Genomic DNA, 14,422 nt, shown 5'->3' with positions numbered 1-14,422 from the left:
GGCTGGCGACCGGCTGCGGAAGCTGAACGCGATGCATTTTGCCGAGAGCGCGACTATATTCCGCCCATGACCCTGCTCGCCGGCGCTGTCGCCGTTATCACGCTTTATCTGCTGCTCCAGATGTTCCGCTCCGCCAATCCGGCGGTGCTGGCGCGCACCATCAAGCTCGGTGGCGGCGTGGTGGCGCTGGCGGTCGCAGCGTTCACGGGTCTGCGGGGAGAACTGGCGGTCGCGATTCCGCTCGGCATCTTCGGCGCCGGGCTGCTCGGCTGGACACCCTTGGCCAACGCCGGCTTCGGCAATGTCGGAGGGCTGTTCGGCGGCGGCGCGACGCGCGCCTCCGGACAGGCCTCGCGCGTGCGTTCGCAATTCCTCGACATGCGGCTCGACCACGACACCGGCCAGCTGACAGGCCGGATCGTTGCCGGACCTCATGCCGGGCGCGATCTCGGCGAGTTCGATCTTGCCGGCCTGCTGGCGATGGTGCCGGCGTTCGATGCCGAGAGTGTGGCCTTACTTGAAAGCTATCTGGACCGCCGGTTTCCCGCTTGGCGTCAGAACGCGCAGGGCGATGCGGCAGGGCGGCAGCGTCGCACGGCGGCGAGCGGCAAAATGACGGCGGAGGAGGCCTATCAGATCCTTGGCTTGCAGCCGGGCGCGGGGCGTGACGACATCAGCAGGGCTCACAAGTCCCTGATGAAGAAACTCCATCCCGACCAGGGGGGCTCGACGTATCTCGCTGCCCGTGTAAACGAGGCCAAGGATACTCTGCTTCGTACGCATAACGGCTAACTCCGGCACCACGCTACAAACGCCCGTACCGCGTGAGCTCCGCTTGCTCTGTCTGCCGTCGCCCCGATGCCCGCCATTGTCGGCGTGGTCGATCCCTTGAGGAAAGTTTTAACCGTAAATTGTTGACGAGAGGTTGTCGCGGAACAGCCTCGGCGTCACCCCAAAACGAAAATGCCCGCGCAAGGCGGGCATTTGCTTTGAGAGACTCGAGAGATCAGTTGCGCACGGTGATGCAGGAGATTTCGGCGCGCTTCAGGGTGCGGCAGACCGCTTCGGCCTGGTCGCGCTCGAGCCCGGCGAAGCGGGCACGGTAGAGCTTGCGATTGTCCTTGGCGACGACCGGCTCGGTGAACGGGTCGGCCTTGCTGAGCAGGCCGCGGGCCGAGCTGCGGGCGGCGTCGATGCGTTGCTGGGCTTCGCTCTCGCTCTCGAGCGCACCGACCTGGACGATCCAGCCGCTGTGGGTGACGACTGGCTTGGTCGTGGCGCTCATCTGGATTGGCCGCGGCGCCGGATCGGCGGAAGCAAGCTTCGGAGCGGCCGGGGCGGGAGCGGCGGCGGGTGCGGCTGGCAGCACGCCGAGGATGCCGTTGCCGGTGCCGAAGCCCGCCGGCTGCCGTGGCAGCTCGGTGCGGGCGATCTCGGACTTCGGCGCTTCCGGCTGGCTCGGGATTTCGGGCCTGTTGATGAGATCGGCCCGGGCGACGACGGCGCCGGACGTTTCCGGGACATCGGACCGGGACGGAATGGTGTTCGTGACCGGTGGCGACACCTGCGCCGGGGCAGCGGAGGCGACTTTCACGGCGCCGGCCTTGACCTGAACGGTCTTGACCCGGACCGGCTTCATCGGTTCGGACGAGCCGGGGATGATGGACAGCGGCTGGCTTGAGATCACGCCATTGGTGAGCGGCGCCGGCTCGATCTTGGCTTCAGCCGGGCGAACTTCAGGCTTGGCCTGAGCCGGCGGCATCGCGGCAGTCGCAGCCGCCAGCGTCGACAGACGCGCGGCAAGGCGGGACGAGGCGGCCTCGGGAGCAGGGGCCGCCGCGGCCTGGACCTGCGGGGCAGAGCGTGGAGCATCCGAGGCGTCGGCGACCTCGGCACTGGCGTCGGCGCCGTTGCGCTCGGTGACGGCGGCGACGGTGTGGGTGGTCGCGCCCTTCTCGAGATTCTCCGCGAGCAGATTGCGCATGATCGCGTCGCGGGAGCTGCCGCTGCGGCCGCCGAGCACAACGCCGATCAGATGGCGATTGCCGCGGCGCATCGAGGTGACGAGGTTGAAACCGGAAGCGCGGGTGTAGCCGGTCTTGATGCCGTCCACGCCCTCGACATTGCCGAGCAGGTGATTGTGGTTCCGGATCGACTGTCCGCGCCAGTTGAACGAGGCGGTCGCGAAGTAGCGATAGTAGCGCGGGAAGCGCTCCTGGATGGCGCGGCCGAGCGTGGCCTGGTCGCGTGCGGTCGTCACCTGCTCGTCGTTCGGCAGGCCCGAAGCGTTGCGATAGACGGTCTTGGACATGCCGAGCGCGCGTGCCTTGCGCGTCATCATCTGGGCGAAATCGCTCTCGTCGCCGCCGATCGTTTCTGCGATCACCACGGCGGCGTCATTGGCGGAACGCGTCACGAGGCCCTTGATCGCGTCCTCGACGCGGATGGTCTGGCCGGGGCGGAGGTTGAGCTTGGTCGGATCTTGGTCGGCGGCATGCTGCGACACCGGCATCTCGCTGTCGAGCTTCAGCTTGCCGGATTCGAGGCGCTCGAACAGCAAGTAGAGCGTCATGATCTTGGTGAGCGAGGCGGGGTGACGCAGTGCGTCGGGGCTGGTCGACTGGAGCACCGTGCCGGAATTGCCGTCGACAATGATGGACGCAAATTTTGAGCTGGAGCTCTCGGACACCTCGCGCTGCACCCGATGGTGCGCGTAATGGCGCCGGTGGCGCCGTGCTTCGGCAGCGTCGGTGGTGACGATGATTACGGTGGTGACCGTAAGAAGCCCGAAAACGCCAACCCGCGCCAAGCGCGAGGCAGACAAGTTGTTACGAAGCATGGAACCCCGTCCCCGTTTCTGACTTGATCACCGGCTCGTGAGGCAAAATTGTGCCCAATCGACCCGGGATCATTACCTGCTCAGGCTGTCCCTCCGCTGATGTTCACCGCGGGGGACGTTTGGACCTGAGCCGCTGTTCTGGCTAAGGTGATGTTCTCAAACGGCTTTGGCCGCCTGCGAAAGTGAACACGTCCAGGGAATCAGGGTAGGGGGCCGCGGTTTCCAAAAGCTTAAGGAACCCTTGCGGAAAACCCCGGGAATCTTCGCGATTTAAATCTGCTTTTGTGCGACGCACAAGATTCTTGACTTTTTTGTGCGCTGCACTAATTGTAGGCAAAGTCAGGGAGCCGGGGCTTCCCGACGAGAGCCAGGGAAAAGGATTCCGACATGTTCAAGGTTGAAGACTTTCAGAACTACGGGAAAGAGCAGTTCGAGCAGTGCGTCGCCTCCGCGACCTCCGTGCAGCACGGCCTTCAGGCGATCGCGAGCGCTTATGGCGACTACACCAAGAAGTCGTTCGAAGACACCAAGTCCTTCGTCGAAAAGCTCTCGGGCGTGAAGTCGCTGGACAAGGCGATGGAAGCGCAGACCGATTTCGCCCGTTCCGCCTACGAGACCTTCGTTGCGGAATCGCAGAAGATCGCCGGTCTCTACAGCGACCTCGCCAAGCAGGCGCTCAAGCCGGTCGAGACCATTGTGTCGAAGTTCACCCCGGCTGCGAACTGAGCTTTCCGGGACGTCTTGGAATCGAAAAGCCCGGCTGATCAGCCGGGCTTTTTTTGCCGGTGGGAAACGTTGATCACCTCGCCAGGCGCAGCTTGCTCAGCGCGGTTCCGATCGTATTGAAAATGGTCGCGATCTCGGTCGAGCTCTTGATCTCGTAGAACTTGTCCGGGCTGCTCGCGCAATATTTGAGGATGGCCGAAGTCGGGTCGCCGCTGGTGTTCACCTGGATTGCGTAAATCGTGTACATCGATGCGCCATTGGAATCCTTGGCGTTGTGCAGGTTGTCGCACAGGACTTGCTGTCGGGCGTCAATCGAGCCGGGGAAGGTGCTGTTGCCGTAGGTGGTGGTCTGATTGCTGCCGTTGCCATATGCCGGCCAGCGGTCCTCGGTATTGAGACCGTCAGACAACAGGATGATCACCCGATTGTAAGTGGTGTTGACGGTTCCAGTCTCTGCGGGCGCGTTCAGGGGATTGCCCTGCAGCAGAGATTGCCAGGCCCAAGCCAGGCCGACCGCCTGATTTGTGCCGCCGGTGGGTTGCATGGCGTTGACCGCCGTCTTCAATGCGCTCCAATTGTAGGTGAGCGGCATGATCGGCTTGAGCTGGGGCGAAGAGCTGTCGCTGCAATAGGCGGTGCTGTTTTCGAAATATTGGTTGGCCGGGAACAGCGTTGCGGTATTGGACGACGAAGGGGACGTACCGGTTGCGTCGTTGGGCTGGGTGCGATCAGCGATACAGCCCGTCCATGTGTTGATCGGGTTGGTGGATGCCTGCTGCCAATTGTTCTGAACGGTGGGGGTCGGGTTGCTGGCAGTCCATTTGTTGTTGGCGAAGCCGACGACGGCGCTCACCCGCGGCTGATTCAGGTTATGGGTGAGGTCGTTCGGCCCAGGCTGTGTCCAATCGTGGGTATAGAGCTGGCCGGTGCACGATTTTCCGTTGCCGCTGCCGGTGCAACTGCAACCGGAGACGCTGTTGCCCGAGGCATCGAGCGGGCAGCTGCAGCTTGAGCTGCCGGAGCAGAACGTTCCATTGCCCGCAGACTTGCTCTCCCAGCAGCCGTTGTACATGGTGTGGGAATTGGCGTCGACGCCCGGGCAGATGTAGCCGCTCGGGGGAACAACGTTGACGCCACTGACCGTGTATTTCGAGCTGTTGTTGGTCGCTCCGCTCGTGCAGTAGAAGCCGCCGCTGTTGTTTGACCAGGGGCAGCGCGCCCCGGGTCCCACTGCGTGCCAATTCATCGGAAGACTCGCCTGGTAATTCCCGACCACGTTCGCCGGCTGTGCGGTGGGCGGATTGAGCCAGTCCGTCCAGTCAATCCAGCTCTGGCCGTAATTGCTTGCTCCGACATTGACGGTTTTGGCAAAAGGAACGAGTGAAATGTAGACGTCGCCATCGTTCTTGCTGAGCGCGCTGAGCTGGTCGATCAGGCCGCCGCTTCCGGCCACTGCATTCCTCAATGCCGTCATTTTTCCGTTCTGAGCCATCGACCCCGTGTTGTCGAGCGCGAGCGCCACGCGCATCTTCGCGTTGCCCCAGGTTGCGGTCGACGTGGTATTGAAGCCGAGCGTCGGATAGCCGGCGATCTGCATGAACATGGAATCGATGTAGCTGGAGCCTTCCAGAAGGATCTTCGCTGCCGCGCTTGTGGTCGCCGCAGTGTAGGTTGCCGTTAGCTGAACCCTTGTCTTTGCTGCCGTGTCCGCGGCTTCGCTACCGGCGAACAGGCCCTTGAAATAGTCTGCCGCTTTCTGGCTGATCTGGGACTGGGAGATGGTACCGGCTGTCAGGTCCCTCGACAGCATCAGCGCGGTCGAATCCAGGGCGGCCTGCATTGACGATCGCGCGCGGGTGGCCCGGCTGTAATCGATCGCGGCACCGACGAAGGTCAGCACTGGGACGAGCGCGATGGCGAAGATCACCGCGATGTTGCCTTGCTCGGCCTTCCCGAAGCTGGCGAGCTGTCGACCAATGCGGCGGACAACGGGCAGGTGAAGCATGACGACCCCCGAAATCTGTGGTTTGCCCGATTTCGCCCCAGGCCCTTGAAGGGTCGGTAAATGGGACCGTAGAAAGCCGGAGATATCCCGTCGAAACCGCCGCAGTCGCGCTAACGGCCGGGTTCCTGGTCAACAGGTCCAAACAGTCACAGTGGAAATTTTTGTCAAATCGATCCGGATTGATTAACCTTGGTTTGGATCGCCGGGCCGGGAATCGGGACCGCCGCGGCCGCATCGGCCAAACCTTTGCACGCTTGCGGCGAGCCGGGGGCAGGGCCATATTGCTAGCGAACGATCCGGTTCGGACCGGACCGCTCGGAAGCGGCGATCCGGAAAGGCGGCGCGCTTGTGCGAGGCTCCGAGGTACTGAGCTGCGCCGCAGACCGTCATTCGCTTCCCTGGGGAATTTGAACGCCTGTGCCATGCCGCAACTGACTTCCAGACTGGACCTGCCAGCGGTCACCGCCGCCTCCGCTCCCCGGATGAGCAACGACGAAAACCGTTCGGGCGGCCCTTCCGGGCCGAACACGTCGGTCATTACAAAGGTCAAGCCGAAGACCAAACGGCCGAACCTGTATCGTGTGCTGATCCTCAACGATGACTACACGCCGATGGAATTCGTCGTCCATGTACTGGAGAAATTCTTCCAAAAGGACGTCGAGGCTGCGACCAAGATCATGCTGCACGTCCATCATCACGGCATCGGCGAGTGCGGCGTATTCACCTACGAGATTGCCGAGACCAAGGTGACGCAGGTGATGGACTTCGCCCGCAAGCACCAGCATCCGCTGCAATGCGTGATGGAAAAGAAGTAAGATGCCTCACGGCGCGCTTGAAGCCGGCTCTTGCGTAGTGGCGGTGTGATCGTCGCGCGAGGTCTGCGCGCGGCATCCGCTGCAGCCGGCAGAACTACGGAATTCTGTGCCGGCGCCGATCCCGCCCAAATCGGAACGGGTCTTGCATCGAAAATGCCGGCCTTGTGTGCAGCCGCCTGAGTCGCGGAACCGGTCTTTCGCCGCGCTCTTGTATAACTATATGTGAGAAAGGTTGTTGTTGCCTGACCGGGCGATGACGATCATGATGGTGGGGGCCATAGAGGACGCGAATGCCGACTTTTTCCCAAAGCCTTGAACAATCCCTGCATCGTGCACTGGCGATCGCAAACGAGCGTCATCACCAATACGCGACGCTCGAGCATCTATTGCTCTCTTTGATCGACGACTCCGATGCAGCCGCCGTCATGCGCGCCTGTAGCGTCGATCTCGACAAGCTCCGCACGAGTCTCGTCAACTATCTTGAGACCGAATTCGAGAACCTGGTGACGGATGGCGCCGACGACGCCAAGCCGACCGCCGGCTTCCAGCGCGTGATCCAGCGCGCGGTGATCCACGTGCAGTCGTCCGGTCGCGAAGAGGTGACCGGCGCCAACGTGCTGATCGCAATCTTCGCCGAGCGCGAGAGCCATGCCGCGTATTTCCTGCAGGAGCAGGACATGACGCGCTATGACGCGGTCAACTACATCAGCCACGGCATCGCCAAGCGGCCAGGCGTCTCCGAAGCGCGGCCCGTGCGCGGCGTCGACGAGGAGACGGAGGCCAAGGGCAACGAGGACGCCAAGAAGAAGGGCGAGGCGCTCGAGACCTATTGCGTCAACCTCAACAAGAAGGCCCGCGACGGCAAGATCGACCCGGTGATCGGACGCAATTCCGAGATCAACCGCGCGATCCAGGTGCTGTGCCGCCGGCAGAAGAACAACCCGCTGTTCGTCGGCGAAGCCGGCGTCGGCAAGACCGCGATCGCGGAAGGCCTCGCCAAGCGCATCGTCGACAGCGAGGTGCCGGAGGTGCTGGCGGCCGCGACGGTGTTCTCGCTCGACATGGGCACGCTGCTCGCCGGCACGCGTTATCGCGGCGACTTCGAAGAGCGCCTGAAGCAGGTGCTGAAGGAGCTCGAGGCGCACCCCAACGCCATCCTGTTCATCGACGAGATCCACACCGTGATCGGTGCGGGTGCGACGTCGGGCGGGGCGATGGACGCATCGAACCTGCTCAAGCCGGCGCTGGCCTCGGGCACCATCCGCTGCATGGGCTCGACCACCTACAAGGAATACCGTCAGCACTTCGAGAAGGACCGTGCGCTGGTGCGGCGCTTCCAGAAGATCGACATCAACGAGCCGACGGTCGAGGATGCGATCGCGATCCTCAAGGGCCTCAAGCCGTATTTCGAGGACTACCACCGGCTGAAATACACCAACGAGGCGATCGAGGCCGCCGTCCAGCTCTCCTCGCGCTACATCCACGACCGCAAGCTGCCGGACAAGGCGATCGACGTGATCGACGAATCCGGTGCGGCACAGATGCTGGTCTCCGAGAACAAGCGCAAGAAGACCATCGGCATCAAGGAGATCGAGACCACGATCGCCTCGATGGCGCGGATTCCTCCGAAGAGCGTGTCGAAGGACGATGCCGAGGTGCTCAAGCATCTCGAGCAGACCTTAAAGCGCACCGTTTTCGGCCAGGATAGGGCAATCGAGTCGCTCGCCGCTTCGATCAAGCTGGCGCGTGCTGGCCTGCGCGAGCCGGAGAAGCCGATCGGCTGCTACCTGTTCTCGGGTCCGACCGGCGTCGGCAAGACCGAGGTCGCAAAGCAGCTCGCGGCGACGCTCGGCGTCGAGCTGCTGCGCTTCGACATGTCGGAGTACATGGAGCGGCACACCGTGTCGCGCCTGATCGGCGCGCCTCCCGGCTATGTCGGCTTTGACCAGGGCGGCCTGCTCACCGACGGCGTCGACCAGCATCCGCATTGCGTGGTGCTGCTGGACGAGATCGAGAAGGCGCATCCCGATCTCTACAACGTGCTGCTCCAGATCATGGATCACGGCCGGCTTACCGACCACAACGGCAAGCAGGTCAATTTCCGCAACGTGATCCTGATCATGACCACGAATGCGGGCGCGGCGGATCTCGCCAAGCAGGCGTTCGGCTTCACCCGTTCGAAGCGGGAAGGCGACGACCACGAGGCGATTAACCGGCAGTTCGCGCCGGAATTCCGCAACCGCCTCGATGCCATCGTCTCGTTCAGCCATCTCAGCGTCGAGGTGATCGGCACCGTCGTCGAGAAGTTCGTGCTTCAGCTCGAGGCGCAGCTTGGCGATCGCGACGTCACCATCGAGCTGTCCGAGCCGGCCAAGACCTGGCTGGTCCAGCACGGTTACGACGAGCAGATGGGTGCACGTCCCATGGCCCGCGTGATCCAGGAGCACATCAAGAAGCCGCTGGCGGACGAGGTGCTGTTCGGCAAGCTCAAGGGCGGCGGCCATGTTCGTGTCGTTCTCGTCAAGGACGAGGCCGACGAGACCAAGGAGAAGATCGGCTTCGAGTTCGTTGAGGGCCCGGTCACGCCGAAGCAGGAGAAGCTGCCCGGCGCCCGCAAGCGTCCGCCAGGCAAGTCCAAGCCGGGCGGTCCCGGCGGCTCCAAGGGGCCGACCTCGAAAGGGCCACTGGTCAAAGTCTGATTTGCACGCGATGAGTTGAAAAGGCCGGCTGAAAAGCCGGTCTTTTTGTTGCTCGCATCACCGTAGCGGCGTCATTCACCCCGCAGGCGCTGGTCGTCCTGCACGCGAACGTGCTCGGCGCCGCGCGCGCCCGGGGGCGACAGTCGCAGCATGCTCAGCACCGCGCCGCAGAGTGCAAAGCCGACACCGGCGAGGAGCGCCAGCCGGGTTCCTTCGACCGGATAGCGGCCGAGGAACAGCGCCACCAGTGCCGCGCCGGTGGTCTGGCCGAGCAGGCGGGCCGTTCCCAGCATGCCGCTGGCGCCGCCGGCGCGCTCGCGCGGGGCGGCCGCGATCATGGTGCGGTTGTTGGGGGTCTGGAACAGGCCGAAGCCGGCGCCGGCCAGCGCCATGCGCCAGATCACGTCGAACGGCGCGGGCGTTGCAGGCAGCAAGGCGAGCGCGCCGAGGCCGCAGGCGAACAGCGTGAGCCCGATACCACCGAGCAGGCCGGCGGGATAATGCTCGACAAGGCGGCCAGCGAGGGGCGCGGCGAAAACCACCGCGATCGGCCAGGGCGTGATCAAGAGGCCCATGTGCACGGCGGAATAGCCGAAGCGGCTCTGCAGATAAAAGGGGATCGCGACGAAGGCCAGCATCTGTCCGCAGAACGATGCGATCGAGGTCGCAATCGACAGCGCGAACACCGGGATGCGCAACAGATCGATCGGCAACAGCGGCGAGGTCATGTGGGTTTCGCGATAGATCAGCAGCGCGCCGGCGACGATGGCGATGGCGAACTGCACGAGGCAGGTGACCGCCGCCTCGCCATGGCCGACGCTGTCGACGGCGGCGATGCCGACGCCGAACGTGATCGCGGAGAGCCCCGCGCTCTGCCAATCGAAGGAACGGCTTGCGGGCCTGGTGTGCGGCAGGCTGCGCAAGCCGATCAGCAATGTCACCGCACCGAGCGGGAGGTTGATGGCGAACAGCCAGGGCCAGCTTCCGATCGCGAGAATCCCGGCGGCGAGCGTCGGGCCAACCGCGGCCGAGAAGGCGACCACGAGCGCGTTGAGCCCGATGCCGCGGCCGAGCTGGCTGCGCGGATAGGTGAAGCGCACCAGCGCCGCGTTGACGCTCATGATTCCGGCCGCGCCAAAGCCCTGGATGATGCGCGCGATTGTCAGGAGCGGCAGCGTGTGTGCCAGCGCGCACAACGCGGATGCGAGCGTGAACAGTGCGAGCCCGACCAGATAGACGCGACGATAGCCGACGATCTCGCCAAGCGAAGCCAGCGGCAGCAGCGAGATCGTGATCGCGAGCTGGTAACCGTTGACGATCCAGATCGAGAAGGCCGGGCTCGCATCGAGGTCGGCCGCGATCGTCGGCAGCGCCACATTGGCGATGGCGCTGTCGACCACCGCCATGATGATGCCAAGCGCAATGGTCAGCACCGCCTGGCTGCGCTGCGGCTGCGGCAGGCCGTCGGCATGCTCGATCGGGGCGGATGACATGATGGAGGCGCGGTTGATTCGAGCCGTGATTCATCTCCGAATAGGAAATTGCCGGATCGACAGCAACCCGTCAGGACACGGACAGTTCCCCTGCCGGGAGCCGGGCTTCCGCCATGAAAAGAAAGGAGTCGGGAGCGCTTTCGCGAGAGCCCGGCATGGCTTGGCAATGCCCTAGTCGTGCCGCAGCATGTCAGCGAAGGCCGCGTCGGCAACGCGCGGGTCGATCGCTTTCGCCTCGGGCTGGATTTCGATCGTCGTTGCGGACGAGGAGAAGCAGGCGAGCTGGTAGTCACCCGGCTGCCGCGGCAGGAGCGTCAACCCCCAGCCTACCAGGACGAGCAGCGCGAGCCGGATGGCGATCACACCAAGCAATAGCTCCGTTCCGCTTATGGTGGCGTCGGTCCTCATGCGTGCCAGCTTGAGGCAGGTCAGCAGGCAAGACAATTTGGAATTGGCGAGCGCTGCCTTCGCTCGAAGCGAAGGCTCGAGGTGATCGCTGACTGGACTGTCAGTGCCGCGACTGGCTCTGCCGGAAGTCGCGCGGCGACATGCCGAAATGGTCGCGGAAGACGCGGCCGAAATGCGAGAGGTCGTTGAAGCCCCAGGCGAAGGCGATCTCGCTAATGTGGCGATGGGCGAGCACGGGCGAGGCGAGGTCGCGCCTGCATTGGGCGAGGCGTTCGGCGAGGACATGGCGCTGGAACGAGGTGTCCTCGTCGGCGAGGAGATCGTTGACATAGCGCGGCGAGATGCCGAGCGCGGCCGCGGCCTCCGCGAGCGAGAGGTCGGGATCAGCAAGATGCGCGCGGATGTGCGCCTTTAGCCGGTAGAGCAGGGCGGAGCGATGGGTCGAGGACGGCAGCGACGTCTTGCCGAGCCGCTCGCCGAGCGCCATCGCAAGGAGATCGACCGCCTGCTCCGACAGTGCGGCCGCGTTGTTTGGAGCAAGTTGGTCCGCGCTCTGGCAGAGCCTGACAATGAAATCATAGGCGAGCCGTTCGAGCGGCACATCGGCGCCGAACGCAATCGCGGTCAGTGCCTCGGTGCCGCCGAGCCGGCGCTGCAGCATCTCACGCGGCACCTTGAAGATGGTCTGCGTGAAGCTGTCGTTGAACTTCAGCTCATACGGCCGCGTGGTGTCATACAGCGCGAATTCGCCGGGATGGATCACGGTCTCGCGGCCATCCTGCACCACGCCGCCGTTCCCGCGATTGCCGAGCGCGACCAGGACGAAATCCTGATCAGAGCGCGCGATGCGCGAGGGCGTGCGGAAGACATGCTGGCGGTCGGAGCAGACCTCGGAGCACACGGCCCTGCCGAGCGAAGCCTGCGTGACCGAGCCGTGAAAGGCGCTACCAACGTCCGACTTGCAGTCGAGCCCGACGAAGACGTCGCAGACAATGTCCTGCCAGAGGGCCAGCCGCCGGTAGCCGGGGCTGCCGTCCGTCGTGAACTGGATTGGCATCTGAGGAGCCTCCCTTTCACACCCTGCAAAAATCGCCTGTTGGCGGATCCAGCCTGCCCGGAGGCAAATCCCGTACCGGTTGGCGGGCGCGTCCAGTCGAGTTTTTGTTCCGCCCTGGTCGAGCGCCCGGCCGTCCGGCTTGGCCAAATAGACTGCATCGGACGTGGCTTCCGATCAACCGGCGATGGAGGCGGGAATGGGCATCGAACATCCGAAATACAAGGTGGCAGTGGTACAGGCGGCGCCGGCCTGGCTCGACCTCGACGCCTCGATCGCCAAGTCGATCGCGTTGATCACGGAGGCCGCGGAAAAGGGCGCCAAGCTGGTCGCCTTTCCTGAGGCGTTCATCCCCGGTTACCCCTGGCATATCTGGATGGACTCGCCGGCATGGGCGATCGGCCGCGGCTTCGTGCAGCGCTATTTCGACAATTCACTGTCCTATGACAGCCCGCAGGCTGAAAAGCTGCGCGAGGCCGTGCGCAAGGCAAAGCTCACAGCCGTGATCGGCCTGTCCGAGCGCGACGGCGGCAGCCTCTATCTGGCGCAATGGCTGATCGGGCCCGGCGGCGAGACCATCGCAAAGCGCCGCAAGCTGCGGCCGACCCATGCCGAGCGCACCGTCTATGGCGAGGGCGACGGCAGCGACCTTGCCGTGCATGCGAGAGCCGACATCGGCCGCCTCGGCGCACTGTGCTGCTGGGAGCATCTCCAGCCGCTGTCGAAATACGCGATGTACGCCCAGAACGAGCAGGTGCATGTCGCCGCCTGGCCGAGCTTCTCGCTCTACGATCCCTTCGCGCCGGCGCTCGGCGCCGAGGTCAACAATGCGGCTTCGCGCGTTTACGCGGTGGAAGGCTCCTGCTTCGTGCTCGCGCCTTGCGCGACGGTGTCGCAAGGAATGATCGACGAGCTTTGCGACCGGCCCGACAAGCATGCTCTGCTGCATGCCGGCGGCGGCTTTGCCGCGATCTATGGCCCCGACGGCAGCCAGATCGGCGAGAAGCTGGCGCCGGACCAGGAGGGTCTCCTGATTGCCGAGATCGACCTCGGCGCCATCGGTGTTGCAAAGAACGCCGCCGATCCCGCCGGGCATTATTCGCGGCCCGACGTGACGCGGCTCCTGCTCAACAACAAGCCGTACAAGCGGGTCGAGCAGTTTGCGCTGCCGGTCGATATGGTCGAGCCCACGGACATCGCCGCCGCGGCGAGCTGATCGCCGGGACCACGGGAAAGCATGATCATGGAATCCGCAATTCCTCTGCATCTCGAAACCCAGCGCACGCGCCACAAGCGCGTGCCGGACGACTACCAGCCGCCATATCCGTCGTTCGTGGCGCGCTACAAGCCAGCCGTGAACCGCGTCGTGATGGCCTATCTCGGTGTCCAGTATCGCGGTGTGGCACCGGCGGCGACGGACGCTTTGATAGAAATTGCGGAGCTCTTCGCTGCAGAGAACGGTCCGTCCCACTGGGACCGCGCGCATTATGTCGACCAGTTCGGCCATGAGAACGTTGTCTCCGTCGGTTATTGGGACGACGTCGCACGCTTCGATGCCTGGTTCGCACCTGCGCGAGAGGCGTGGACCGGAAGTCAGCGAGACGATATCGGCACCTTCATCGAGGTGCTGCGACCCATTGTGGCGCGGCACGAGACGCTGTTCTCCTCGCCTGACCGGCCCGAAGGTGTCGCCGCAATCGCCGCCGACATGAGCGGCGAGGTGCAGGAGCACGCGTATTGGGGCGGCATGCGTGATCGCATTCCGCTGTCCCAAACGGATGCGATGACGCCAGGCGGCGCACCGGAGCTGATCCGCGCTGGCGCGCGGCTGCGCGTCGTGGCGCACGACAATCTCTGCCTGATCCGCTCTGGGCAGGACTGGTGCGATACCGAGACGTCCGAGCGCAAGCTCTATCTCGACGACGTCGAGCCGGTGCTGCGCCAGGGCATGGATTTCCTGCGCGACGACGGCCTTGGCATCGGCTGTTACGCCCATCGCTACATGCGGATGCTCGCGGCTGATGGCAGCGTCAGCGAAAAGTCCTATGGCCAGAGCTGGTGGAAGAGTCTCGCTGCGCTCGAACGCTGGGCGGAGTCGCATCCGACCCACCTCAAGATTTTCGGCGCCGCGATGAAATATCTGTCGACGCTCGGGCCGTCAGCCAAGTTGCGGCTCTATCACGAAGTCACGGTGGCTGCCGCCGACGAGCAGTTCTTCGAATATCTGAACTGTCATCCGAAGACGGGCATGCTGGCGGCGGTGTAGGCCGTCCGCGCCTGATCGGCTAAAGCGGGATGGGGTTTGGTTGAATCGATTTGGGATTCCCAAATCAGTTCGTTTCTGATTCACCATGCTGGCTGGGCGGGAGGCCAGCATGGATGG

General features: G+C 64.1%; 11 protein-coding genes. 6 read left to right on the top strand and 5 right to left on the bottom strand.

Annotation, left to right across the window (positions count from 1 at the left end; translation table 11 throughout):
- The first annotated feature begins 66 nt into the window (after positions 1 to 66).
- A complete protein-coding gene (locus tag IVA91_RS18810) occupies positions 67 to 792 on the top strand; it encodes a DnaJ domain-containing protein (RefSeq protein WP_247275757.1) in 726 nt (241 codons plus the stop codon).
- A gap of 214 nt (positions 793 to 1,006) precedes the next feature.
- On the opposite strand, the gene IVA91_RS18805 is transcribed toward IVA91_RS18810, so the two are convergent.
- On the bottom strand, positions 1,007 to 2,839 hold the full coding sequence (locus IVA91_RS18805) for a D-alanyl-D-alanine carboxypeptidase (RefSeq protein ID WP_247275758.1): 1,833 nt from the start codon (positions 2,837 to 2,839) through the stop codon (positions 1,007 to 1,009).
- Positions 2,840 to 3,226: 387 nt separating this feature from the next.
- Between IVA91_RS18805 and IVA91_RS18800 the strand changes: the two genes are divergently transcribed.
- Positions 3,227 to 3,565: a phasin family protein gene (locus IVA91_RS18800; protein ID WP_247275759.1), complete on the top strand. Its 339-nt coding sequence runs from the start codon at positions 3,227 to 3,229 to the stop codon at positions 3,563 to 3,565.
- Between the two features lie 73 nt (positions 3,566 to 3,638).
- Here the strand turns inward: IVA91_RS18800 and IVA91_RS18795 are convergent, their stop codons facing one another.
- On the bottom strand, positions 3,639 to 5,492 hold the full coding sequence (locus tag IVA91_RS18795; RefSeq protein ID WP_346015507.1) for a pilus assembly protein TadG-related protein: 1,854 nt from the start codon (positions 5,490 to 5,492) through the stop codon (positions 3,639 to 3,641).
- A 560-nt stretch (positions 5,493 to 6,052) separates the two neighbouring features.
- On the opposite strand from IVA91_RS18795, the gene clpS reads away from it, so the two are divergent.
- Both clpS and clpA read left to right on the top strand, forming a co-directional pair.
- Entirely contained in the window at positions 6,053 to 6,385 is a 333-nt protein-coding gene (clpS, locus tag IVA91_RS18790; RefSeq protein ID WP_164934959.1) for an ATP-dependent Clp protease adapter ClpS, read from the top strand.
- A 290-nt stretch (positions 6,386 to 6,675) separates the two neighbouring features.
- Entirely contained in the window at positions 6,676 to 9,084 is a 2,409-nt protein-coding gene (gene clpA, locus IVA91_RS18785) for an ATP-dependent Clp protease ATP-binding subunit ClpA (RefSeq protein ID WP_247275761.1), read from the top strand.
- Between the two features lie 71 nt (positions 9,085 to 9,155).
- On the opposite strand, the gene IVA91_RS18780 is transcribed toward clpA, so the two are convergent.
- The 3 genes from IVA91_RS18780 to IVA91_RS18770 form a co-directional block, all read right to left on the bottom strand.
- A complete protein-coding gene (locus IVA91_RS18780) occupies positions 9,156 to 10,577 on the bottom strand; it encodes an MFS transporter (protein WP_247275762.1) in 1,422 nt (473 codons plus the stop codon).
- A gap of 171 nt (positions 10,578 to 10,748) precedes the next feature.
- On the bottom strand, positions 10,749 to 10,985 hold the full coding sequence (locus tag IVA91_RS18775) for a hypothetical protein (RefSeq protein WP_247275763.1): 237 nt from the start codon (positions 10,983 to 10,985) through the stop codon (positions 10,749 to 10,751).
- A 100-nt stretch (positions 10,986 to 11,085) separates the two neighbouring features.
- Positions 11,086 to 12,042, bottom strand: coding sequence for a helix-turn-helix domain-containing protein (locus tag IVA91_RS18770; protein WP_247275764.1), 957 nt, complete (start codon positions 12,040 to 12,042; stop codon positions 11,086 to 11,088).
- Between the two features lie 196 nt (positions 12,043 to 12,238).
- Here IVA91_RS18770 and IVA91_RS18765 point away from each other — a divergent pair, with 196 nt between their 5' ends.
- Both IVA91_RS18765 and IVA91_RS18760 read left to right on the top strand, forming a co-directional pair.
- Positions 12,239 to 13,255, top strand: a complete 1,017-nt coding sequence (locus IVA91_RS18765) for a carbon-nitrogen hydrolase family protein (RefSeq protein WP_247275765.1) — start codon at positions 12,239 to 12,241, stop codon at positions 13,253 to 13,255.
- Positions 13,256 to 13,282: 27 nt separating this feature from the next.
- Positions 13,283 to 14,305 (top strand): phenylacetaldoxime dehydratase family protein, encoded by a 1,023-nt coding sequence (locus IVA91_RS18760; RefSeq protein WP_247459054.1) that lies wholly within the window; start codon positions 13,283 to 13,285, stop codon positions 14,303 to 14,305.
- The last annotated feature ends 117 nt before the right edge of the window (positions 14,306 to 14,422 follow it).

Origin of the sequence: Bradyrhizobium sp. 153 (assembly GCF_023073835.1) — a bacterium.
GTDB lineage: Bacteria > Pseudomonadota > Alphaproteobacteria > Rhizobiales > Xanthobacteraceae > Bradyrhizobium.
This window is presented reverse-complemented; position numbering and strand designations above follow the sequence as displayed.